The following is a 22897-nucleotide window of genomic DNA, read 5'->3' on the forward strand; positions in this document are numbered from 1 at the left end:
CTACCGCATGACCGATGCCGTCCGACGAGCGTCGTCCCTGGTCGCCGCCTGCGTCGTCGTCCTGGTGCTCGCCGCCTGTGGCCCGCTCGGCCTGCCCGGTGGGGACTCCGCGGCGAAGCCGGCCCAGCCCGGGCCGGCCACGTCCGTCACGACCGAACGCCGCGATCCGGCGACCGACCCGGCACTGGCCCAGTACTACGGCCAGAAACCGGCGTGGAAGGGCTGCACCGACGGGTTCGAGTGCGCCAAGGTCACCGTGCCGGTCGACTGGGCGGAGCCGGCCGGGGCGACCCTGCAACTGGCCGTGACCCGCAAGACGGCGACCGGCACGCGGATCGGCGCGTTGATGTTCAACCCGGGTGGTCCGGGTGCGTCGGGTGTCGATTACGCCCCGGCCCTGTACGGCCAGCTGCCACGCGAGGTGCGCAAGGTCTACGACGTGGTGAGTTGGGACACCCGCGGGGTCGGTCAGAGCCAACCGGCCGTGACGTGTCTGCCGAACGATCAGCAGGACGCCTTCTACGCGATCGACTCCACGCCCGACACCGTGGCGGAGGAGGAGGCGTGGGTCGCGGAGAACAAGCGCTACGCAGCGGCCTGTCAGCAGCACTCCGGTGAGCTGCTCCCACACCTCGACACCCTGAGCACGGTCAAGGACATGGACGTGCTGCGCGCCGTCCTGGGGGATCAGACGCTGACGTTCATGGGGGTGTCGTACGGCACCTACCTGGGCGTGTGGTACGCCGAGACCTTCCCCTGGCGGGTCGGACGCATCGTGCTGGACGGCGTCGTGGACCCGTCGGCGACGGCGGGGCAGTTCGCCGAGTCCCAGGCCAAGGGCTTCGGGCGGGCGGTGGACTCCTTCATCGCTCACTGTCTGGCCGAGGAGGCCTGCCCGTTGCGGGGCACCCGGGACCAGGCGGTTGGGCAGCTCGAGCAGCTGAGCCGGCAGATCGACGCCAAGGCGCTGCGCACCGATGGGAGGCCGCTGACTCAGGCGCTGTTCCTGACCGGGTTGCTCGGCGGCATGTACAGCACCTCGTTGTGGCCCACCGTCACCCAGGGCCTCACGGAGGCGCTGAGCGGTGACGGCACCACGATGCTGCTGTTGGCCGACACCTATCTCCGCCGCGACGTGGACGGCCGATACGAACAGATCCTCCAGGTGACCAGCCCGATCTTCTGTATGGACCACGCCGACCGGCGGACCGTCGCGCAGATCAAGGCCGACGCCGAGCGCATGAAGCAGACCGCGGCGCCCTTCGGCGACCTGCTCGGTTGGGGGGCGGTCACGTGTGCCGAGTGGCCCCACGACGCGGTGATGCCGGCGAAGAAGCTGTCGGCGTCGGGAGCGGCGCCGATCCTGGTCGTGGGCACCACGAATGACCCGGCCACGCCGTACGAGGACGCGGTGTCGGTGTCGAAGCAGCTCGCGGCGGCCCGGCTGATCACCCTCGAGGGCGACGGGCACACCGCCTACGGCAACGGCAATACCTGTCTGGACTCGGCCGTCAACACCTATCTGCTCAGGGGAACGCTGCCTGCCGAGGGCCTGCGCTGCAGCTGACCCTTCCTGCGGTCACGCTGGGTACCGCCCACTCAGGGTGATCGTCCGGTCGTGATGTCCCCGGATGGCGTAGCCGACGACGCCGAGATACGCCGTTGGGGCGTCACGCGGCCCGGTGCGGGTGCCCGTTTGGTCGGGCGGGACTCACCCGCTCTGACCAGCGGCAATCCGTCCGAGTGGTCCGGCCTTACACATAGTGCTTTGGCGACTACCCATAGCCACTATTGAACTCGAGCGGGCCGCAGGGTCCGGGGAACGATCGAGGAGACCGAACACCTATGAAGATCACCATCCTGTCCAAGGCTGTCAGTGCCGCGGCGAGCGTCATCGCCGTGGCTTCCGTTGTCGGCGCCGGCGTGAAGTGGTTCTGAGCATGACCGCCACCCGAGTCGTGGCCGGCGTCGTGTTCGCCGGTAAGAAGTGGGCCTGATCGATCGGCTCAGCGCGTCCGGGACCGCACCCGCGGCGCTCCCCTTTCCCGCAGAGATCCTGACTTCCCAGCACCCGAGTGCCCGTGCCCCGGCACGGGCACTCGGGTGTTTGTGGCCACCGTGGCCTCAGGCGACGGCGACGCGAGCCGATGCGGCACACGTGGCCACTTCCGTTTCGGGGCAGCCATGGGAATCAGGGAGGGGACCTCGCGCATGAGCACGGCGACTGCGGACGGCGCCTCGGTGCGCCGTCGCCGGCCTGCCGTGGTGACCGTGTACGCGGTCGGCATCGTGGTGTGCGCAGTGGTGCTCTTCGGCGTGGTCGCGGTGCGACAGATCTCGACCGTCGACTGGGGAAGTCCCGATCTGGTGACCTGCTACCTGCTGGCCGGGCTGCTGGTGCTGGGTGAGCTGCGTCCGGTGCACGTCGCGCGGGCCGACGGCGACACCGATCAGGTGACCGTCTCGACCACCTTTGCCCTGGCCCTGCTGCTGTCCGGACCGCTCGTCCTGGCCCTGTTGGTCCAGGGGGTGGCGGTGGCCGCCAGCGATGCCCTGGGCGGGCGACAACGACTACGCGCTGCCTTCAACGTCGCGCAGTACATCCTCACCCTGGCTTCGGCACGTGCCGTGTTCTGCCTGATGACCGGCGCGGGGATGCTCGACCCCACGACCACGATCACCTCCGATCAAGTCGTCGCGGCGCTGGTCGCTGGAGCGACGTTCTTCGTGGTCAACAACGGTGCGGTCGCCCTGGCGGTGGCGCTGCAGGCCGGGCGCAGCGCTCTGGCCGTGATCGAGGGCGATCTGCGGGCGCAAGGACTGACCACGGTGATCCTCATCGGGCTGGCGCCGGTGGCGGCCATGGCCTCGCAGTACTCGGTGTTGGTGCTCGGGTTGGTCGCGCTGCCGTTGGTGGGGGTGCAGCGCAGCGCGGGGATCGCGGCGCAACGGCAGTACGAGGCGTTGCACGACGGACTGACCGGGCTGGCCAACCGAACCCTGCTCCGGATGCGGGCCGACCGGGCGCTGACCCAGGCACGAGAGGTGGGTGGCCTGGTGGGCGTGATGCTGCTCGACCTGGACCACTTCAAGGACGTCAACGACACGCTGGGACACCATGTGGGCGACGCCTTGCTGCGTGAGGTGGCCCGCCGGGTGAGTGCCTGCCAGCCGGACGGGGCGACCGTGGCCCGCCTGGGGGGCGACGAGTTCGCCGTCGTGATCGGCCCGGTGCCCGAACCCGAGCAGGTGCGCGAGCTGGCCGCCCGCATCTCGAGCCGGTTGCGTGAACCGGTGGTGGTCGACGACGTCCGGATCGGTATCGGGGCGAGCATCGGCATCGCGCTGAGCAACGATCACGAGGCGACCACCGACACCTTGTTACAGCGCGCGGACATCGCGCTCTACCAGGCCAAGAACAACCGCGGTGACGTGCAGGTCTACAGCCCCGAGTACGACCAGAACACCGTGATGCGGCTGGCTCTGGTGGCCGACCTGGCGGGGGACGGCGTCCCCGAGGGGTTCGGGTTGGTGTTCCAGCCACAGATCGAGACGGCGACCGGCCGGGTGGTCTGCCTCGAGGCGCTGATGCGGTGGCGGCACCCGGTGCACGGCCCGATCGAGCCCGAGGTGTTCATCCCCTTGGCGGAGAACTGTGGAGCGATCCGCAACATGTCGCATCGGGCGGTCGAGGAGTCGTTGCGGGCGCTCGACCGACTGCGGGTCGCGGGCCACGACCTGTCGATGGCCGTGAACGTCTCGGTGCGGTTGCTGCAGGACCTCGAGGTGCCCACCTGGGTCCGTGAGGTGTTGGCCGAGCGGTCGGTGCCGGCCGAGCGGTTGACCCTGGAGGTGACCGAGTCGACACTGCTCGCCGACCCCCGCCGGGCGCTCGGGGTGCTGCGCGAACTGCGTGAGCTGGGCGTGCGCCTGGCGGTCGACGACTTCGGCACCGGGTACTCATCGCTGTCCTACCTGCAGCAGCTCAGGCCGGACGACCTGAAGGTCGACAAGTCCTTCGTGACGCACATGTTGGCCGACGAGAACGATGAGGTGATCGTCCGGTCGACCATCGAGCTCGCCCACGGGCTGGGATTGACCGTGGTGGCCGAGGGTGTCGAGGACCCGGCGACGCTGGGCCGACTGGCCGACCTGGGGTGCGACCGGGTGCAGGGATTCCACATCGCCCGACCGATGTCGGAGGAGTCCCTGCTGACCTGGCTCGATTCCCGGCGCGCGGGCGAGGTGGCCGCGGCCCTTCCCCGCCAGGAGGTGCGCTCGTGATCATTCCGGTGGCAGCGCTGTTCGTGTTGTTGCTGCCCGCGGTGATCGGCGGGCGGCTGCGGCGGCTGGCCGGCGTCCGGCTGAAGTTGACCTGGTTGGTCGGGCTGGCGCTGGCGACCCAGATCGTGGTGATCGAGATCTTCACCCGTCCGCAGTGGCTGCTGGGTGGCGTGCACGTGAGCACCTACGTGGCGGCGGGTGCGTTCCTGTGGGCCAACCGGCGGGTGCCCGGCATGGTGGTGCTGGCGCTCGGTGCGGCGAGCAATGGTTTGGCCATCTCGCTCAACGGGGGGACGTTGCCCGCCAGCGCCGAGGCGCTGCGCCGGGCCGGAATCGATCAGCGGGCGCACGAGTTCACCAACTCGGGGGTGCTGGACGGCGCCCGGCTGGGCTTCCTGGGCGACGTGTTCGCGATCCCGGCCAGTTGGCCGCTGTCGAACGTGTTCAGCCTCGGAGATGTGTGGATCGTGCTCGGTGTGGGGTATGCCTCACTGAGGATCTGTGGCAGTCGATGGACGCCGACGTGGTCTCCGCGTTCGGCCGGGCACGGGACGCCGCGGCACCTGGCCTCGGGTTCGGTGCGGGAGCCGAAGGTGTCGGGGGATGTCTCGGGTGGAATGGCGGGGGGCGCCTCGGGGGGCGCATCGGGGAGCGGGGCTGCGGGAGGTGAGGGCGACGCGTCGGGACGCCCTCGCCTCCCGCAGCAACGCCGCCGCGCGCTGCGGGACGAGATCACGCACCAGGACGGCGAGCCCGCTGCGGTACCCGACGGCTCGCTCGTCGCCGTCGCGGGTGCCACCGTCACCCCGACCCGGGGCCGGCGCCGGACGACGAGCGATCGCCGCCGCTGACCAGGGTCGCCCTGGGGGTGACGTGGCCGCGCACGGGCGTGCTCCGTGTGGCCCCTATACTCGATGCCCGTGCCACCTGTCCTTCTGGGCGGCACACGCCGCCTTAGCTCAGTCGGCCAGAGCAACGCACTCGTAATGCGTAGGTCGTGGGTTCGATTCCCACAGGCGGCTCCCATGTCAGGGCTCTGACCTGTGCCTTTGTGCTCAGCCGTTACCCGGTACGTGTCCTGGTTGCCGTTGCTGGTGGCAGTTCCGGTTGCGGTTGATCCCGCCGCCGATCAGGACGACGCCACGTGGTGGCGGCGGCAAGCCGTTGACCTGCAGCGACGTCCGGTGGAGTGCTCATGGGCCAGTCAGGCCTACGCATTCTGTGTGCGTAGGTTGCGGCTCGGGCGACGGGCTGCGCGCTGGGGGATTCCCGGCGAAAGAACCAGTGGCCTCGAGTGCGTCGCGCCTTCGCTCGACGAACGCGCGACCCTGCCGAGTTGAGTGCGTGTGGAGCACCGTCTCGAACGCCGTGTCAGGCTCACGCGTATGGGTGATGTCGAAGACGTCATTGCGGCCGCCGAGGCGCGGGCGACTGCGCTCGCGTTGGGTGACGCCGAGGAGCTGTCCCGCCTCCTTCATGAGGGGTTGAGGTGGACCACCCACGCAGGCGAAGTCTTCGGTAGGTCCGAGTACATCCGTCGGAACACCGATGGGCGCACGGCCTGGCGTTCCCAGGACTTGGGCAGTGCTGCAGTCGTGGTGGTCGGCGATACCGCTGTACTCCACGCCGAGGTGTCCGACGTAGTGCTTTCCGAAGACCACGAGCCCGAGACGTTCAAGATGCCCATGACGCAGGTCTGGGTGCGCCTGCCCGGCGGCTGGCAGTGCCTCGCCGGTCACGCAGGGCCACGCCGTCCCTGACCTTCGCACAATGCCGCTGTGCGTGACTGCTCACGCGTCGATGCGGTGTGTTCGTGTCGGGGCCATTCGAAGGTCGCCGAGGCGGCTCCATTCCCATAGCATGTAATGCTATGTTAGTCGTGTGACTGGTCGACGTGATGTGTTGCGTGAGGTGATGCTCGTGACGGGCACCACTCAGTCGCAGTTGTCTCGGTTCAGTGGCGTTCATCAGCCGAGCATCAGTCAGTTCCTGTCCGGCAAGGTCGAGCTGAGTGACGAGCAGTTGGAGCGGTTGCTGTTCTGCATGGGGTATCGGCTCGAGGTGATCCGGCGGCCGGTCGAACCCGACCTGACACGTTCGGAGCGCCGCTCGTGGCGGTTGCATCGCCAGCTCTCGTGCGGTCTCGACCGGGTCAGCCTTGAGCAGTGGCGCCCCACCATCGAGCGGAACCTGCACCGGCTGCGAGGGCAGGTCACCGGGCAGCCGCACCTGCGGCATCTCGACCGCTGGACCTACCTGGTCGAAGGCGGGGACGTCCTCGGGTTGCACCGGGTGCTGACCGGGCTGGACCGTGAGTCGATCGAGATGCGCGAGGTCTCACCGTTCGGTGGCGTGCTCACCCAGGAGGAGCGGACGCGCGTCCTGGCGGAGGTCGGCTGATGCGTCGTGACCAGCTCGAGCATGCGATCCGCACCGCCTGCCAGATCATCGGTCGGCACGAGGTGATCGTGGTCGGGTCGCAGTCGATCTTGGGGACCTTCCGGGAAGACCAACTCCCCGCCGACGCCACCATGTCGGTCGAGATCGACATCCTCCCGATCGCCGACGACAACGATGAGACGGCGCGCCTGGCCGATCTGATCGAGGGAGTGGCGGGGGAGTTCTCATCGTTCGAGGAACTGCACGGGTTCAGCATCGACGGCGTCGACCTGAGCACCTCCGCGCTCCCCGATGGATGGCGTGACCGCCTGGTCAAGGTGCAGAACGCCAACACGGCAGCGCCCTCGGGTGAGCCGCGGTTCACCGGTTGGTGTCTGGACAAGGAAGACGTCTGCGTCGCCAAGCTCTGCGCGCTCCGCGAGAAGGACCGGAACTTCGTCGCCGCGCTCCTGCGTGCACGGCTCGTCGACCCCACGATCATCCTCGCCCGACTGTCAACGGTCGACCCATGTCACGAGGCCTCGGCGGAAAGAGCCATCGCCTGGCTCCGCTCTGCGAGCACCGAAGCTGTCTCTGCTGGAGCCGAGGACTGAGGGCGGCCGGACTCCTCCGCGATCCCCGCCTTCTAGGTGGGTGGCCCGCTACCGGGCGACCATGCCCCTGGTGCAGTTCGCTGGTTGCAGTTGTGGTTGCAGTTCGTGCGGCTTCGCTGCCCTTCGCCGGTCACCGAAAACGGTTGCCATGAGCACGAATCGACGGTGGGCGAAGGCCTGCGAAGGAGTTCCTGGGAACTCGTAATGCGTAGGTCGTGGGTTCGATTCCCACAGGCTGCTCCCATGTCAGGGCTCTGACCTGTGCCTTTGTGCTCGGCCGCCACCCGGTGCATGCGGTGATTGCCGTTGCTGGTGGCGGTTCCGGTTGCAGTTGATCCCGTCGCAGACCAGGACGACGCCCCGTGGTGGGCGGCGGCAAGCCGTTGACCTGCAGCGACGTCCGGTGGAGTGCTCATGGGCCAGTCAGGCCTACGCATTCTGTGTGCGTAGGTTGCGGCTCGGCTGAGGGGCAGTGCGCCAGGGCATTCCGGCGAATGAACCATTGGCCCTGAGTGCGGTGCGCCTTTCGCATCGATGAACGGACGACTCTGCCGAGATGAGTGCCTTCACTCCACGCATATCTACCCAGGCGCGAGGTGGCCCATTGGCTTGCCCAAGAAGTCTGGCACGGCCCGTCGGAGTGCTGGCCTCCCGGACGATGATGAGGGTGTGACGTACCGACAGGTGCGGCCCGACCCGGCGTTCGGGCTGCTGAAGCTGTACGACGATGCGCTGCCGCACGTCTACGGCTACCTGCTGGCCCGCTGCGGTGACACCGGCCTGGCCGAGGACCTCACGGCCGAGTCGTTCCTGGCGGCCGTGGAGGCGGTCCGCAAGCCCGGCGCGCCCGATGTGTCGATCCCGTGGCTGATCGGGGTTGCCCGGCACAAGCTCGCCGATCACTGGCGGCGGGCTGAGCGGGAGCAGCGCGGGTTGCGTCTGCTGGACGGCGAGCCGGCGCGCGTCGAAGACCCGTGGGAGGCGGCCGTCGACAGAATCCGGGCCCGTGAGGTGCTCGACCGGCTCGGCCCGCACCACCGGGCGGCGCTTACGTTGCGCTATCTCGACGGGCTGCCCGTGCCTGAGGTGGCCCGGCACCTGGACCGCACCGTGCACGCCACCGAGGCGCTGCTGGTGCGAGCCCGCACCGCGTTCCGCCGCGGGTACGAGGCAGAGGAGGGCTCGCGATGACCGATCCGTTCGAGGCATTGCGCGAGCCCGTCACCCTGCCGATCCCGACCCCGACTTCGCCGAGCGGTTGCGGCTGCGGCTGACCCGGAAGGTCTTGACACCCTCGGGAGGAACCATGTCCCAGCAGACCACCCCGACCCGCGTCGAGCGCCAACCCGCCCGGGTTCCGACGCTGACCCCCTACATCGTCGTGTCTGACGCCCGGCGCGCCATGGACTGGTACATCGATGTGTTCGGGGCGCAGCGCCGCGGCGAACTCCACGTCAACGCGGACGGCACGATCGGCCACGCCGAGGTCGACATCGGCGAGGCGGTGTTGATGTTCGCCGAAGCCTCCGACCTGTGGCCCGACGTTCCCGTGCGCGCACCCGATTCCCCCGCCACGTTCAGCCACACCCTTCACCTGCAGGTCGATGACGTCGACGCGATCACGGAGCTGGCCCGGCGCGGTGGCGCTCTGGTGGAGCGGGAACCGGTCGACCAGCCCTACGGTCGTGGCTCGGTGATCGTCGACCCATTCGGACACCGCTGGATGCTCCTCAGGCCGACGGCGGAGACCACCTGAATGCACGATGACTCGGGTTGCGGTGACGAGGACCCTGTGGTGCGCTCGTGGGCGCCACGACCTCATGGTGCCCGCTCTTGAGTCTCACCGCGGCGGCGCCGGACGCACGCACATGCCGCTGGACGGGCGACTATTGCGCCGGTTTCAGAGTCGGACAGGCCACGTCATGACGGAGTTGGAGGAATGTGGTCGATGAGACCATCTGTCCGTGCAGTCAGGGCAGGCACTCATCAAAGAGGCTCTCAGAGAGCCGCTCAGTCAGGATGGGTGGCGGCCTCGCGCTGCTGGTTGGTTCACCCGAGATCATGACGACGAATGGCAGGTCGTGTTGGCCGTCGGGACCGCGGTCCACGGCGTCCCGGCTCGTGGCACGTTTCCTCGGACTCGGTGGCCGAGGTCGCCGGGCAGATGACCTCTGCGGTTGACCAGTGGGTGCCGTCATGGGTAGAGCGCGTATCCGGGGACAGCGGTGCTGTTCTGGCCGAGACCGGTCGCGGCTGGTTGTCCCGATCAGAGGTGGAACTGATCCGGCACGTGGTGGTGGCCGCCCGGCTGGGGGGAGTCACAGCCACGAGGCACCTGCTCGACGAGGCGGAGCTCAGTCTCCAGGGCGACCAACACGGCCTCGCGGCGACCAGCAAGCTTGGAGTAACTGGCGAGATTCCGGAGCGTCCACCCGGGCTGATGTGGTTGCAGTTCGTGCGGCTTCGCGCGGTGTTCAGGCGGTCGGCGATGCCGTGGTGGAGAGCCGTTTGGTCGAAGCGGATCCACGCAGCGCCGGGCTCGATACGGTCGACGTGCTGATCGGCAACGCCTCCAGCACGTCCGTGTACCAGGACCTGGTTCCCGCAGACTTCGTCCTGGTGTGCAGGGTGTTGGGCAACCTCCCGGAGCGGGACGTCCGCGGCACGGTGGAGCGTCTTCCCGAGCTGATGCGCACCGGTGGGACGGTGATCTGGACCCGACACCGTGAGCCGCCGGACCTACGCGGCCCGACGCGGCAACCGCGGATGAGTCACCGGGGCTGTGGTGATGGTCTTGCACTTGCTCACATGACCCTAAACACTTAGCCGGGTGGCACAGTATTCACCGCTCGACGAGGTGTTCACGGCGCTGGCCGACCCTCGACCGCCCCCGCTTGGACATCGTCGAGAGGTGGCTCGCCGAGCAACGGGGGATCTGGCAGCACCGCACCGATCGCCTCGATCGGTTCGTCACCCGGCAGGAGCCGTCCTGATGATCGACTTCGACCCGAACCTCGATCTGCGGATCGAACGCCTGATCCGCGCCCCGCGCAAACGGGTGTGGAACGCATGGACCGACCGCTCGACCTTGCCCGCTGGTGGCTGCCGGCTCCCATGACATGTCGGGTCGAGCGGCTCGACGTCGTCCCGGGAGGCGCGTTCGTCACCTCGATGAGCGAGGACGGCGCGGCGTTCAGCCCTCACCTCGACGCCTGCTTCGTGGTCGTCGAGCCCGCCGAACGGATCATGTTCACCAACGCTCTCGACAGTCGCTGGCGCCCGACCAGCCCCGCTCCGGTGTCCATGACCGCGGAGATCACGTTCGGCGATCACCCGCAGGGCACCGCCTACCAAGCGATCGTCCGGCACGCCGATCCGAGCTCGCGCAGGCACCACGAGCAATTGGGGTTCGCCGACGGCTGGGGCACCGTCACCGCGCAACTCGCCGCCATCACCGAAGCCCGGGAAGGACACCGATGAGACTCGTGCGGTTGCAGTCGCCGGCGGGGATCACCGTGATGGCCACTTCACGCCAACCTTGCGCGTCCATGTGACAGCATCCGCAACCGCTTGCGCGATTCAGCCCCTAGGTGCACAGGGCAGCCACCGCCTGGGTGCATCCATGGGTGGACGTCTCCCGTGGTTGAGACGGAGCCGAAACGATCGATGTGACAACGAGAAGGTCGAACTGACCCGCGGGCCCATGGTCTGTTCCGCACAAGCCGAGTGCATCTTTCGGTTGTGGTGGTGCTACCGCAGGTGCTGGCCGGCCCGTGTGGCGTCCGGGAGGCATTCGTGTCTGGGCGTGGCGGCCAGGGGTCGACGTTTCGGCCGTTCTCCTGGATGCACCCGCTGCTGAGACCGCACCCGGTACCCGGCCCCCGAGCGCTCCACCCCCCAGGTCGAGGACGTCGCCGAGGCTGTCCCTGCTACCCGGGAGGTCATCGAGGCGCGAGCAATGTGCGCACGGTGGCCTCGCACTCGTCATGCGTAGGTCGTGAGCCGATTCCCACGGGCGGCCCCGACAGATGTCCGTGGCCATGAGAAAGTCCCCACTGGTGGCCAGGTGGTGGTCCCCGCTGGTGGCCGGTTAGAAGTCCCCACTCCTCGCGTGTCCTGTCCAGGGGATGGTGGCCCTGCGCGGTGACGGTGTCGGTGCCAACCAGACATCGGATCGACCGCGCAGGGTGCCTGTATTGAAGAACGCGAGGGAACGGATGGACATCTTGGCTGCCTACCGTGAGGTGGGGAGTTATCGAGCGGCCGCAGTGATCTGCGGGACGACGCACAAGACGGTGCGGCGGGTCGTCGAACGACACAACGCCGGTGATGGCGGATCGGAACGCCAGGGCCGGGGCCACAACTACGACGAGGTCAGCTCGCTGGTCGCGGACAAGGTCCGCGCGACGCACGGGAAGATCAGCGCGAAGCGGCTGTTACCGGCTGCCCGCGCAGCGGGCTATGGGGGGTCGGCCCGCAACTTCCGGCGGCTGGTCGCGGCGCAGAAGGCGGCCTGGCGGCGGGGTCATCATCGGGGCCGTCGTCCGGCGGTGTGGACGCCCGGGGACACGCTGGTGATCGATTGGGGTGTCCAGGCGGGGGTGCACGTGTTCTGCGCGGTGTTGGCCTGGTCGCGGATCCGGTTCGTCCGGTTCGCCGCCGACGAGAAGGCGTCCACCACACTCGGGCTGCTCGCAGAGTGCTTCGAGGTCCTCGGTGGGGTCCCGAAGACCGTGTTGGCCGACCGGATGGGCTGCCTGAAGGCTGGGGTGGTCGCCGATGTGGTGGTTCCGACCGCGGACTATGTCCGGTTCGCCACCCACTACGGGTTCCGGCCGGACTTCTGCCAGGCCGCGGATCCGGAGTCGAAAGGGATCGTGGAGGCGCTGGTCGGGTATGCCAAGCGGGACCTGATGGTGCCGGCCGAACCGTCGGTGAGTGATCTGGGCGGCGCGAACCGGGCCGCCGGCCACTGGTGCGCCGAGGTCAACACGGTGGTCCATTCCGGAGATCTGCGCCGTCCCCGCCGAGCGGCTCGAGGCCGAACGGGACCTCTCGGGCCGTTGCCGTCGCTGCGGCTCGAGGTCGGCGCTGCGCCGATCAGCCGCAAGGTCGACAAGCTGTCCTGTGTCCGGTTCGGGTCGGCCCGCTACTCGGTCCCGAACCGGCTCATCGGCACCAGCGTGCTGCTCACCGTGCTGGACGCGCGGGTGCAGGTGCTGGAGGCGTTCACCGGTGAGGTCGTCGCCGAACACACCCTGGTCGCCCCGGGTGAGACCAGCATCCTTGATGAGCACTACGGCTCGACCCGCCCGGACAAGCCACGTCGCGCGCCGCGACCGAAAACCGTTGTGGAGAAACGGTTCCTGGCCCTGGGTGAGGTCGCTGAGGCGTTCCTGGTCGGTGCGGCCGCGGCCGGGGTGAGCCGGCTGCCCGGCGAGCTGGAACAGATCCTGGTCCTGCACGATGCCCACGGCCACGAGGCGTTGCTCGCGGCGCTGGCCCGGGCGGTCGAGTTCGGGCGGTGGCGCGCCGACGACGTCCGCTCCATCCTCGCCGCCGCCGGTGCCGCACCCACACCGCGCCCGGCGGGCGAAGCCTTGGTCATGACCCTGCCCTCGGTGCCGACCCGGTCCCTGGCCGACTACGCGATCGGTGGTGAGTTGTCGTGACCACCGCAGCGCCGCCGCTGGCCGCCGACCTCAACGAGGGCCTGAAACGGCTGAAGATGGCCGCGATGCGTCGTCGCCCCCGAGCTGCTCATCACCGCCAAGACCCAACGCTGGAGCCCGGAGGAGTTCCTGCGCACCCTGGTCGAGGCCGAGATCACCGCCCGCGATGAGTCCAATGCCCGCAACCGGATGCGGTCGGCGGCGTTCCCGGTGGTCAAGACGCTGGAGGAGTTCGACGTCGCCGCATCCTCCATCCCGAAGGCAACGTTCGACTACCTCGCATCCCTGGAGTGGATCCGCGGCAAGGAGAACACCTGTTTCATCGGGCCGGCCGGCACCGGCAAATCGCATTGCCTGGTCGCTCTCGGGGTCGCCGCCGTCGAGGCCGGACACCGCGTCCGCTACTACACCGCCGCCGACCTCGTCGAAACCCTCTACCGCGCCCTGGCCGACAACTCCGTCGGCAGAGTGATCGAGAACCTGCTGCGCAACGACGTCGTCCTGGTCGACGAACTCGGGTTCGCGCCCCTGGACGACACCGGCGCCCAACTGCTGTTCCGGTTCGTCGCCGCCGCCTACGAACGTCGCTCCCTGGGCATCGGCTCGCACTGGCCGTTCGAGTCCTGGGGCCGGTTCCCGCCCGAACACACCACCGCCGTCAGCCTCCTCGACCGGCTCCTGCACCCACTGCCACACCGTGGTCACCGACGGCGACTCCTACCGGATGAAACAAGCCCGAGCCCGGGGAGGTGCCACCAAGAACACACGCTGATCAACCCCGAGGTGGGGACTTCCAACTGGCCACCAACGGGGACCACAACCTGGCCATTGACAACAGAACAGCAGGTGTTCGGCCGGTCTCGGGTTCGCCTTCGGCGCGGCCCGGCCGATGATTCTCGCTCCGTGCTGTGAGCGAGTACCGAATCACGGGAGGCTGACGCCATGCGGAAACTGACCTTCGCCATGAACGTGAGCCTCGACGGCTATATCGCCGCGGCCGGCGACGACCTCGGCTGGAGCCTGCCGAGCGACGAGCTGTTCCAGTGGTGGTCCGACCGGGTGTCGGCGACCGGCCTGTCGCTCTATGGGCGCAGGCTCTGGCAGACGATGAACTCCCCACTGGCCGACCGCCGACCAGCAGCCCGGCGCGACACCGGCGGAGATCGAGTACGCCGGCCGCTGGCGGGACCTGCCGAAGGTGGTGTTCTCCTCCACGATCAGCACCGTCGACGGGAACGCCCGCCTGGTCACTGGCGACGCGGTCACCGAGATCACCCGGCTGAAGGCCGAGGACGGCGGCCCCATGGACATCGGTGGTGCCACCCTGGCCGCCGCGGCGATGCGGGCCGGGCTGATCGACGAGTACATCCTGGTCACTGCGCCGGTCTTGGTGGGTGGCGGTGCGCCGTTCTTCACGACCCTGGACAACTGGGTGAACCTGAGCCTGGTGGAGACCCGGACGTTCCCCGGCGGCCTGGTCTTGACCAGGTACGAGACCCGGCGCTGAGCGCCAGGTCAGGAAATTCGGATGAGCGCGGCGAGGACGGCGCGTGGTACGACGGGCTGCTGATGGACCTGCTCGCCGAAGAACTCGTCGGTCCCGCACCGGACCGCCGGATTCAGCCACCCGACCCATCCGTGGCCGCGGCCGTGAGGGACGACAGTACGTCGGCGTAGGCCTCGACATCCGGTCGGGTATCGCCCAGCAGACGGAACACGATGGCGCGCAACATCGCGGTGCGTTCCGGGCCGTGATTCCAGCGTGCGAGCACCGCCGGTGAGGCCCCGGCCCAGAGCACGGCGTCCAGGACACACACCGCGTCGGCCCACAGCACGGGGCGCCATGCCGGTGAGAGGTCGATGACGACAGGAGCACCCGCCTTGTCCAACAACACATTTCCCGCGAGGTTGGCGTGTACGAGCTGCGCTCCGCCGGCGCCGGCGTCGGCCTGCATCGCCCTCCGGACCCGCGCGACCAGACGGGCCAGCTCCGGTTCGACGTCCGGCATCGGCGCCTCGTCGAAGGCCACCAGTTCTGCCGCGAACCAGCGGTCCGTACGGGCGTCGAGGTGCGCCGGTCGCTCATGGACCGCCGTGGCCAGGCGGGCGTGCAGCAGGTGCCCGGCAGCCAGGATGACATCGAGATCGCGGCAGGGCGCCGTCCCGGGCTCGTAGCGGCTGGCCGCCCAGCCCTCGACCACCCACGAACCGTCGCGTGCCGGTACCGGGACGGCGATCCGGAGGTCCTGCCGCCGCCGCATCGGATCCTGGTCGAGGTCGACCGCCAGTCGGGCGATCAGGGGGCTGAGCCACTCCTGCGTCGCCGGGTCTCGATCCGGGCTGAGTACCAGATCGCCGACGCGCACCGTGCGGCTCTGCCCACCGGCCAAGGGCTCCACGAGGTCCGGCACCGCGAACAGATCGAGAACGCGAGCCGACGGACGCACCCGATGAGCCTAACCGGGCCGTTGGTGAGAGATTGCTGCTCCAACCTCGTGACAGCCGGGCGCTGTGGTCGCAGGCTATGCCCCATGACCAACGCAGCTGCCCCTCCGGGTGAGGTGACCGACGCCACCGCGCTGCTCGACGAGCCGGCGCTCGCGGCGTCCCTGCAGCGCTTCGCCACCGAACACGGCAGTCAACTCGCCGCGGTGCGCACCGAGGCGCACGGCTACCTCACCGAGATGCTCGCCTCGCACGGCGACCGGGCGACCAGGTCGTGGAACCGGTTCGGGGCCTGGATGTTACGGGCGCACGATGTTCTGGTCGACGAGGAGGAGCTGGCCCGCCTGCGCTCACTCGACCGGGAGCACAGCCTGGCGCTGATCTTCTCGCACCGCTCCTACCTGGACGGCTGGGTGCTGCCGCTGGCCCTGGCGGCTCGACGTTTCTCACCCACCTACACCTTCGGCGGCGCGAACCTCGACCTGCCGGTGCTCGGACGGCTGGCCAGCCGAACCGGCGTCATCTTCATCCGCCGGGCGACCCGGGACACCCCTGTCTACCGGCTGGCGTTGCGCGGCTACATCGCCCACCTGGTGCGGCAGCGGGCGAACCTGGCCTGGTCCATCGAGGGCGGCCGGACCCGCACCGGCAAGCTGCGTCCGCCCGTTCACGGCATCCTGCGCTACCTGGTCGATGCGGTGGAGTCTGGCGCGGAGGACTCGAATCAGGTCGGCAGCCTCGCCACCCCGCCCATCCCCGAGGTGATGGTGGTGCCGATCGCCATCGTCTACTACCAGTTGCACGAGGTCGCCCGGATGACCGCCGAGGCCAAGGGCGGTCGTAAACGGCCCGAGGATTTCGGCTGGCTGGTGTCGTTCGCCCGCTCGCAGCGCCAGCGTCTGGGCCGGGCCTACCTCACGGTCGGTGAGCCGATGCCGCTGCGGCAGCGGATGGCCGAACTGCGTGGCCAGGGCCTGCCCACCCACACCGCGGTCGAGCGGGTGGCCCTGGACGTCAGCCACCGGATCAACCGGGCGACCCCGGTGACGGTCACCGCCGTGGTGTGCCTGGCCCTGCTGGGCGCCGACCGGGCGCTCACCTTCGACCGGGTGCTGGACACGGTCGAGCCGCTGGCCACCTACCTCGCGGCGCGACAGCGGCCGGTGGCCGGGGCGGCCACTCTGACGGACCGCTCGACCATCCGGCGGACGCTGCAGGAGCTGACCGCCTCCGGGGTGCTGGACTGTTACGACGCGGGCACCGAGCCGGTCTGGCGGATCGCCCCGGACCAGCACCTGGTCGCCGCCTTCTACCGGAACACGGTGATCCACTTCCTGGTGGAGCGGGCCATCGGTGAGGTGGCGCTGCTCTCCGTCGGCGAAACCGAGGGCACAGCCGGCGGCCCAGCCGGCGGGCTGGCCGGTGCGTGGCACACCGCGCTGGCGCTGCGTGACCTACTCAAGTTCGAGTTCTTCTTCGGCTCGCGCACCGACTTCCTCGCCGATCTGCGTCAGGAACTGACCCTGCTCACCGGCGTCACCGCTTCGGCCGACACCGATCTGAGCCCTCAGGCGGCCCGCGAGTTGTTGGCGGGCTCGCGACCGCACCTGGCCCCGTTGGTGTTGCGTCCGTTCCTGGACGCCTACCTGCTGGTCGCCGATCGGCTCGCCGCCCTGGGTGACGCCGAGCTGGACGACGCCGCAGCCCAGTACCTGCTCACCGAAGCCCTGCAGGTGGGCGAGCAATGGGTGCTGCAACGGCGGGTGGCCAGCGCCGAGTCGGTCTCGCTGGAGCTGTTCCGCACCGGGCTACGCCTGGTCGAGCACCGGGGTCTGGTGCGGGGCCAGGACCTGGCCACCCGTCGGACGGCGTTGCGGGACGAGATCGCCGGTGTGGTGGCCCAACTCGACCGGATCGCCGACCTGGATCGCGCCGCCCGGCGTGGGGATCAGGCGACCGATCAGTTACTGACCGGGCAGGAACCAGGCGGTGACCGTGCAGCTCACTGAGCACCTCGCCGCGATCGCGGCCGGCCCGGCCGGTCCGCAGGTCGGGGCGTTCTTCGATCTCGACGGCACCCTGGTCGCCGGGTTCACGGCGACCACGTTCTTCACCGATCAGGTGCGTCGGGGTGAGGTCGGGGTGCGGACGGCGATGCGCACCGTGGCCGCCGCCGTCGACGGCACCTACCTCGGTGGCGATCCGCTCAAGAGCGGCGAGTCCGCGTTCGGGGTGCTCCGCGGCCGCACCGAGGACACCTTCGCCGACCTGGGCGAGCGGCTGTTCCAGGACGCCATCGCCCGCACGCTCCGCCCACAGGCCCGCGAACTGGTTCGCGCGCACCAACGCCAGGGCCACACGGTGGTGATCTCGTCGGCGGCGACCGCCTACCAGATCGGTCCGGTGGCCCGTGATCTGGGCATCGAGCACCTGATCTGCACCCGGCTCGAGCTGCGCGACGGGGTGTTCACCGGGCGCACCGACGGCCCGATGCGCTGGGGCCCGGGCAAGGCGCGCGGCGTCCGGTCGTTCGCCCAGGCCCACGGGGTGAACCTGCGGGTCAGCTTCGGGTACGGCAACGGCACCGAGGACGTCGACTTCCTCGCCATGGTGGGTCGGCCGGTACCGCTCAGCCCTGACCCGGGGCTGCGCGATGCGGCCGGACGGTTCGCCTGGCCCGTGCTCGACCTGGCCGACCCGCCGCAGGCTGGCCTGGCCGAGGTGGTGCGCACGGCCGCGGCGCTCGGCGGCATGAACCTGGGTGCACTGGGGGGCCTGGCCTGGGGCGCGGTCACCGGTGATCGCCGCCGGGGCGTGAACGCCGCGGTGGCGATGGCCTGCGACACCGCGCTGCGCGTGGCCGGGGTGCGGCTGGCGGTGCGGGGCGCCGAGTACCTGGACCTCGATCGGGGCGGAGCCCGCCCTGCGATCGTGGTGGCCAACCATCAGAGCGCCATCGACCCGGTGGTGGTCGCCTCGCTGTTGCGCGGTGACTTCACCGTGGTCGCCAAGAAGGAGGCCCGCTGGGATCCCCGGGCGGTGCTCGGGTCGGTCCTGCTGGATCCGGCCTTCATCGATCGCAGCAGCTCGGAGTCGGCCCGCGCGACCCTGGCCCAGGTCGCCGACCGAGTGCGCGCCGGCACCTCGTTGCTGATCTTCCCCGAGGGCACCCGCTCGCCCACCCAGACCCTGTTGCCCTTCAAGAAAGGCGCCTTCCACCTGGCCGCTCAGGCCGGGGTCCCCGTGCTGCCGGTGGTGTTGCGCAACACCGGTGAGGTGTTGCCCCGGCACGGGCACGCGATCCGCGCCGGCGTCGTCCAGGTGCAGGTGCTGCCCCCGGTGACCGGCTGGGCCGAGGCCGCCCGCACCAAACAGGGCCTGGACGCCGCGATCGCCGACCTGCACGCCGCGTACCGACGCACCCTGGCCGACTGGGATCACCCGGGACCGTCATCTGTTCGAGGAGGGCACGATGCGTGAGTCGGGTGTTCCGCCGGAGCCGGACGAGCCGGACGCCGACGCGCGCAACCGCGCCGCGTGGGCGGCGGCCGCGCAGTGGGGCCGCGGCGAGACCATGAACGAGCTCGAGGCGACCATGTGGCGCGCCGAGCGGCACCCGCAGCAGTCCTCGACCATCTGCAGTCTGATGATCCTCGACCGGGCACCGGACTGGGAGAGGTTGGTCGCGGCCCACGACTGGGCCACGTCGCTGGTGCCGCGCACCCGGCAACGGGTGGTCGAGCCGCTGCTGCCGACCGGTCCGCCGGCCTGGGTGGTCGACCGGCACTTCAGCCTCGGCTATCACGTGCGACGCGAACAGCTCGGCCGGCGCAACGGGCTCGACGACCTGCACGAGCTGGTCTCGGTGCTGGCCATCACGCCGTTCGACCGCACCCGGCCGCTGTGGGAGGCCACCCTGATCGAGGGCCTGGCGCCCGAACCGGGCACCCGGACGGCGCGGGCGGCCTACTTCCTCAAGCTGCACCACTCGCTCACCGACGGGGTCGGTGCCGTGCAGTTGCTGACGGCCCTGCACAGCCGTACCCGCCGCCACACCAGCGACAAACCTGTTGCTGCGCAAGCCCTTTCGGACGGTGAGGCTCCCGATCGGCTCTCGGTGACCGTGCACGGAGTGATGCAGACCGCGCAGGCCGCGCCGGGCCTGGTGCTCAACCTGGTGCAGGCCGGACGGCGGGTGGTCACCGACCCGACCGGCGCCGCCTCGGCCGGGTTGCGATTCGCTGCCTCGCTGCGCCGCGTGCTCTCACCGCCGGCGGCCGCGTCGTCCCCGTTGTTCGCCGGCCGGGACGGGCGGCGTTGGGTGTTGCGCACGCTCGAGTGCCCGTTGGCGAGTCTGCGGGCCGCCGGCCACGCAGCCGGGGGATCGGTCAACGACGCCTATCTCGCGGTGTTGCTCGGTGGCCTGCGCCGCTATCACGAACGGCACGGGGTGGCGATCGAGGAGCTGCCGATCACCGTGCCGGTGTCGTTGCGCCGGGCCGATGACCCGATGGGCGGCAACAGGTTTGCCGGGGCGATGCTGTCCGGGCCGATCGGTATCGCCGACCCGGCCGACCGGATCGCCGCGATCCGCGGTGCGGTGCTCTCCCAGCTGAACGAACCCGCTCTCGACTCGTTCTCGGTGCTCACCCCGCTGGCCAATCGGTTGCCGTCGGCCGTGGGCGCCGCGGTGATCTCCCTCGGGGCGCGGGCCGACCTCGCGGCGTCCAACGTGCCGGGGGCAAGTGAACCGGTGTTCCTGGCCGGGGCGCGCGTGGTGCGGGTGTATCCCTTCGGGCCGTTGCCCGGGGTGGCGCTGATGGCCGCGATGCTCTCGCACGTGGGCACCTGCTGCATCGGACTGACCATCGATGCCGCCGCGGTGCCGGACGACGACGTGCTGATGGAGTGCCTGGCCGAAGGGCTGGCCGAGGTGCTGGCGTTGTAGCTGGGTCAGGGTTGGACGATCGGTGGGACTCCAACGCCCGGACGCCGGGGGTGGCGGTACCCACCCCCGACGTCCGGACGCCGCCGACTGAGTCGCTGTCAGTGCGTGGGCCGCAGGTAGTGCTCGACGGCGTGGCTGCCGATGTGGGTGCCGTGGTGGAGTCCGGCCTGGACGGCGGTGCGGAAGTGGAAGCCGATCAGGATGCGGGAGAGGCCGTTCTCCTCGGCCGCCTGGGACAACCGGCTGTAGTGCCGGACGACCGGGGTGGCGTCGGTGCAGCTGTCGGCGGCGGGCAGGGTGCGACTACACGTGCTGAAGCTGACCCGGTCGGTGCCGAAGAAGCCCCGCAGCACGGCCGCCGCGACTCCGCCCTGGACCGCGTGCCCCGAGTCGTAGTCGGGGATCGGCGGGGTGGGCCGCAGCGGCGTCCAGCCGGGGTCGGGGCTGGTGGCATCGTTGCCGTCGGTGCCCGCGGCGCGGATGGCCGTGACCGGACGCCAGAACGCGTCGTGGTATTTGGTGTCGAAGGTCGCCACATAGCCGTCGGCCATGCCCATGTTCAGCAGGCCGAACAGCCTGGCCGCGGCCCAGGCATCGAGGTGCTTGTCGACGGCGATGCCGCGCGTGAGCCGGTTCCAGGCCAGCGGGGAGGACTCCAACCAGAACAGCGCGGTCTGGGTCTGCTGCGCGGTCCGAGCGCTGGGGGTGGTGACTCCGTCGCCGCCGAGGCGCTTGACCTCTCGGAAGTCCCGCGTGTAGCGGGCGGAGGTCAGCGCCGGGGGAGGGCCGGGGCGGAACTGATCCGCCGTCCTCAGGGTGAACGGTTTGACCGTCCCCCAGCCCGGGGCGAACGCGAAGGTGCTGCCGGGGGTGAATCGGTACTTCCCTGGCATGGTGCCTTGGGGGTACCCGGCGTCGATGAGCGGGGTGTCGGAGCCGTCGCCGGCCCGCAGGGCGAGGATCTTCGCGGCCACCGCACGTCCCAGGGCCACCCCGCGGGCCTTCGCCGGGCCGTCCGGGACGGCGCCCAGTGCGGTCGCGTAGCCGGCCAGGACGCTGGCGGTGCCGGCATCCCGGCAGGACGTCGGGAACGGGGCCGGCAGCTGCCCGACCGTGGCAACCAACACGTCCCGCGCGGCGGCCGCGACCGCGGCATCCGGGGAGGTCTTGCCGTGGGCGCGTTCGTGATACGCGTAGGGCTGAGACCGGCGGTCGATCGCGTTCAGGGCGTCGTGGACGGCGAGGTGCATCATCGCGTACATGCGCGACTCGTGCAGTGGGTCGTCCGCGGGCGAGATACAGGCGGCCAGCGCGGCGTCCCCGGCTCTGGCGTTCCAGGCGATCACCGCGTTGCCGGTCGAGGTGCTACTCGGCGACGATGCGGCGGTTGCTGGTGATCCTGCGACAGACAGGGCCGCAATGGCGACGCCGACCGTGGTGACGACGACGCTCAGCTGAGTCGTGGGGCGTTTCGTGACGCGCAGGGTCATGACTCGGTCCTCCGGATGTGGGCGAGTGGTTCTCGCCGTCGTCCGAAGGCTGCTCGCCGGTGGCTGTAGCTCGGCTGCAGCCCGACTGCAGGTGAACTGCAGGTCGGCTCAGCGGGAGAACTCCCACTGCAGGTCGTCGCTGTCCGGAAGCACGATCACGGTTCCGGTGGCGAGGTTCCAGCCGTCGTGCACCAGGATGACCTTGCCGCCGGATCGGGCCAGCAGTCGCAGTCCCATCGTGCGGTAGACCGTGGCCGGGGAGGACGGGGAGTCCGTCGTCCCGACGCGTTCCTGCTGGACGCCCAGCGCCCTGATGCCCAGCGGCCGTGGGCTGATGACCACGGTCCTGGAGAGCTGGTCGACGCTGTGCGCCAGCTGCTGCGCGTAGCCACGGCCGACCGCCGAGGCGTACTCCTCCAGCAGCCAGAACGTCGACAACATCACGGTTCCCCCGACCAGGACCTGGGGCAGCAAGGGGCGCCGGGACGTCTGCGTCGTGGGGGTCGCATGTGCTGCTCGTAACCGGCGGTGGATCCACCCCGCATAGACACCGGTGAGGGTGGCGACGAGGGTCACGAGAGGCACCACCCACGCGCTGTCGCGGAGCCGGACGGCGAGCCAGCGGACGCCGATCGGCGGGTCGGTGAGGCCCGCGAGCAGCGAGAACAGGATCGAACCCGCTGCGGCGATACCGGCGGTCGCGGCCACGCCGAGCGCCCAGGCTGCCGCGGTCCGGCGCCGCCGGCTCGGCGGGCTCGACGCACCTGACACCCCCGAGACCACGCGGACGACGCGCAGATGGAGCAGGAACCAGCCGAAGCCCAGGCCGCAGAGCACGAGCAGCGGAAGGTAGAGGGAGCTCAGGCTGCGCAGGATGTAGTCGTGCGCTGAGAAGCCGAAGAGGCTGACGTCGATGCCCATCAGGCGTGCCTGGACGTCGCTGCGCCGCCAGCCGAAGTAGAACATGGTGGCCGTGGCCACCGTGGAGAGGGCTCCCAACGCCCCGACGGCGGAGAGAACGTCCTGGCCGCTGAGCCCGGTCACCGCGTCGTCGGCTGGCGCCGT

At 70.0% G+C, this 22897-nt stretch carries 15 protein-coding genes, 1 tRNA gene and 3 pseudogenes; 16 read left to right on the forward strand and 3 right to left on the reverse strand.

Going from position 1 to position 22897, the window contains the following annotated elements:
• Positions 1-7: 7 nt before the first annotated feature.
• From IPK24_08435 to IPK24_08495, 13 genes and pseudogenes are all read left to right on the forward strand, one after another.
• The gene (locus IPK24_08435; GenBank protein MBK8075578.1) at positions 8-1567 is read left to right on the forward strand and encodes an alpha/beta fold hydrolase; all 1560 of its coding nucleotides are present in this window, start codon (positions 8-10) and stop codon (positions 1565-1567) included.
• Positions 1568-2211: 644 nt separating this feature from the next.
• On the forward strand, positions 2212-4284 hold the full coding sequence (locus IPK24_08440; GenBank protein MBK8075579.1) for a bifunctional diguanylate cyclase/phosphodiesterase: 2073 nt from the start codon (positions 2212-2214) through the stop codon (positions 4282-4284).
• Positions 4281-5135, forward strand: coding sequence for a DUF5317 domain-containing protein (locus tag IPK24_08445; GenBank protein MBK8075580.1), 855 nt, complete (start codon positions 4281-4283; stop codon positions 5133-5135). Before IPK24_08440 ends, IPK24_08445 begins: the two co-directional genes overlap by 4 nt.
• A gap of 97 nt (positions 5136-5232) precedes the next feature.
• Positions 5233-5306 (forward strand) — tRNA-Thr (locus tag IPK24_08450).
• Positions 5307-5669: 363 nt separating this feature from the next.
• Positions 5670-6044 carry a nuclear transport factor 2 family protein gene (locus IPK24_08455; GenBank protein MBK8075581.1) on the forward strand — a complete coding sequence of 125 codons (375 nt, stop codon included), beginning with the start codon at positions 5670-5672 and terminating at the stop codon, positions 6042-6044.
• 154 nt (positions 6045-6198) lie between these two features.
• Entirely contained in the window at positions 6199-6684 is a 486-nt protein-coding gene (locus IPK24_08460) for a helix-turn-helix transcriptional regulator (GenBank protein MBK8075582.1), read from the forward strand.
• Positions 6684-7277 carry a hypothetical protein gene (locus IPK24_08465; protein ID MBK8075583.1) on the forward strand — a complete coding sequence of 198 codons (594 nt, stop codon included), beginning with the start codon at positions 6684-6686 and terminating at the stop codon, positions 7275-7277. The genes IPK24_08460 and IPK24_08465 overlap by 1 nt, the downstream gene beginning before the upstream one ends.
• A 669-nt stretch (positions 7278-7946) precedes the next feature.
• Positions 7947-8468 (forward strand): sigma-70 family RNA polymerase sigma factor, encoded by a 522-nt coding sequence (locus IPK24_08470; GenBank protein ID MBK8075584.1) that lies wholly within the window; start codon positions 7947-7949, stop codon positions 8466-8468.
• Between the two features lie 115 nt (positions 8469-8583).
• Positions 8584-9033 carry a VOC family protein gene (locus IPK24_08475; GenBank protein MBK8075585.1) on the forward strand — a complete coding sequence of 150 codons (450 nt, stop codon included), beginning with the start codon at positions 8584-8586 and terminating at the stop codon, positions 9031-9033.
• Positions 9034-10269: 1236 nt separating this feature from the next.
• Positions 10270-10757: pseudogene (locus IPK24_08480) on the forward strand (SRPBCC domain-containing protein).
• 737 nt (positions 10758-11494) lie between these two features.
• On the forward strand, positions 11495-12949 hold the full coding sequence (locus tag IPK24_08485; GenBank protein MBK8075586.1) for an IS21 family transposase: 1455 nt from the start codon (positions 11495-11497) through the stop codon (positions 12947-12949).
• A gap of 56 nt (positions 12950-13005) precedes the next feature.
• Positions 13006-13721, forward strand: a pseudogene (locus tag IPK24_08490) (ATP-binding protein).
• 170 nt (positions 13722-13891) lie between these two features.
• Positions 13892-14456: pseudogene (locus tag IPK24_08495) on the forward strand (dihydrofolate reductase family protein).
• Between the two features lie 112 nt (positions 14457-14568).
• Here the strand turns inward: IPK24_08495 and IPK24_08500 are convergent.
• Positions 14569-15396 carry an aminoglycoside phosphotransferase gene (locus IPK24_08500; GenBank protein ID MBK8075587.1) on the reverse strand — a complete coding sequence of 276 codons (828 nt, stop codon included), beginning with the start codon at positions 15394-15396 and terminating at the stop codon, positions 14569-14571.
• A gap of 48 nt (positions 15397-15444) precedes the next feature.
• Between IPK24_08500 and IPK24_08505 the strand changes: the two genes are divergently transcribed.
• The 3 genes from IPK24_08505 to IPK24_08515 are packed head-to-tail and all read left to right on the forward strand — an operon-like array spanning position 15445 to position 20342.
• A complete protein-coding gene (locus IPK24_08505) occupies positions 15445-17403 on the forward strand; it encodes a lysophospholipid acyltransferase (GenBank protein MBK8075588.1) in 1959 nt (652 codons plus the stop codon).
• Positions 17384-18874, forward strand: a complete 1491-nt coding sequence (locus IPK24_08510; GenBank protein ID MBK8075589.1) for an HAD-IB family hydrolase — start codon at positions 17384-17386, stop codon at positions 18872-18874. Before IPK24_08505 ends, IPK24_08510 begins: the two co-directional genes overlap by 20 nt.
• Positions 18867-20342 (forward strand): DUF1298 domain-containing protein, encoded by a 1476-nt coding sequence (locus IPK24_08515; GenBank protein MBK8075590.1) that lies wholly within the window; start codon positions 18867-18869, stop codon positions 20340-20342. Before IPK24_08510 ends, IPK24_08515 begins: the two co-directional genes overlap by 8 nt.
• Before the next feature lie 98 nt (positions 20343-20440).
• On the opposite strand, the gene IPK24_08520 is transcribed toward IPK24_08515, so the two are convergent.
• Both IPK24_08520 and IPK24_08525 read right to left on the reverse strand, forming a co-directional pair.
• Positions 20441-21832 carry a vanadium-dependent haloperoxidase gene (locus IPK24_08520; protein ID MBK8075591.1) on the reverse strand — a complete coding sequence of 464 codons (1392 nt, stop codon included), beginning with the start codon at positions 21830-21832 and terminating at the stop codon, positions 20441-20443.
• A gap of 108 nt (positions 21833-21940) precedes the next feature.
• A complete protein-coding gene (locus tag IPK24_08525; protein MBK8075592.1) occupies positions 21941-22876 on the reverse strand; it encodes a hypothetical protein in 936 nt (311 codons plus the stop codon).
• Positions 22877-22897 lie beyond the last annotated feature (21 nt).

It is taken from the genome of Kineosporiaceae bacterium, from assembly GCA_016713225.1.
Taxonomy (GTDB): domain Bacteria; phylum Actinomycetota; class Actinomycetes; order Actinomycetales; family Kineosporiaceae; genus JADJPO01.

Bases quoted from the DNA above. Each gene is read 5' to 3' on its own strand.
- IPK24_08435 (MBK8075578.1), top strand. From the start codon at position 8: ATGACCGATGCCGTCCGACGAGCGTCGTCCCTGGTCGCCGCCTGCGTC.
- IPK24_08440 (MBK8075579.1), top strand. From the start codon at position 2,212: ATGAGCACGGCGACTGCGGACGGCGCCTCGGTGCGCCGTCGCCGGCCT.
- IPK24_08455 (MBK8075581.1), top strand. From the start codon at position 5,670: ATGGGTGATGTCGAAGACGTCATTGCGGCCGCCGAGGCGCGGGCGACT.
- IPK24_08460 (MBK8075582.1), top strand. From the start codon at position 6,199: ATGCTCGTGACGGGCACCACTCAGTCGCAGTTGTCTCGGTTCAGTGGC.
- IPK24_08465 (MBK8075583.1), top strand. From the start codon at position 6,684: ATGCGTCGTGACCAGCTCGAGCATGCGATCCGCACCGCCTGCCAGATC.
- IPK24_08475 (MBK8075585.1), top strand. From the start codon at position 8,584: ATGTCCCAGCAGACCACCCCGACCCGCGTCGAGCGCCAACCCGCCCGG.
- IPK24_08485 (MBK8075586.1), top strand. From the start codon at position 11,495: ATGGACATCTTGGCTGCCTACCGTGAGGTGGGGAGTTATCGAGCGGCC.
- IPK24_08515 (MBK8075590.1), top strand. From the start codon at position 18,867: ATGCGTGAGTCGGGTGTTCCGCCGGAGCCGGACGAGCCGGACGCCGAC.
- IPK24_08520 (MBK8075591.1), bottom strand. From the start codon at position 21,832: ATGACCCTGCGCGTCACGAAACGCCCCACGACTCAGCTGAGCGTCGTC.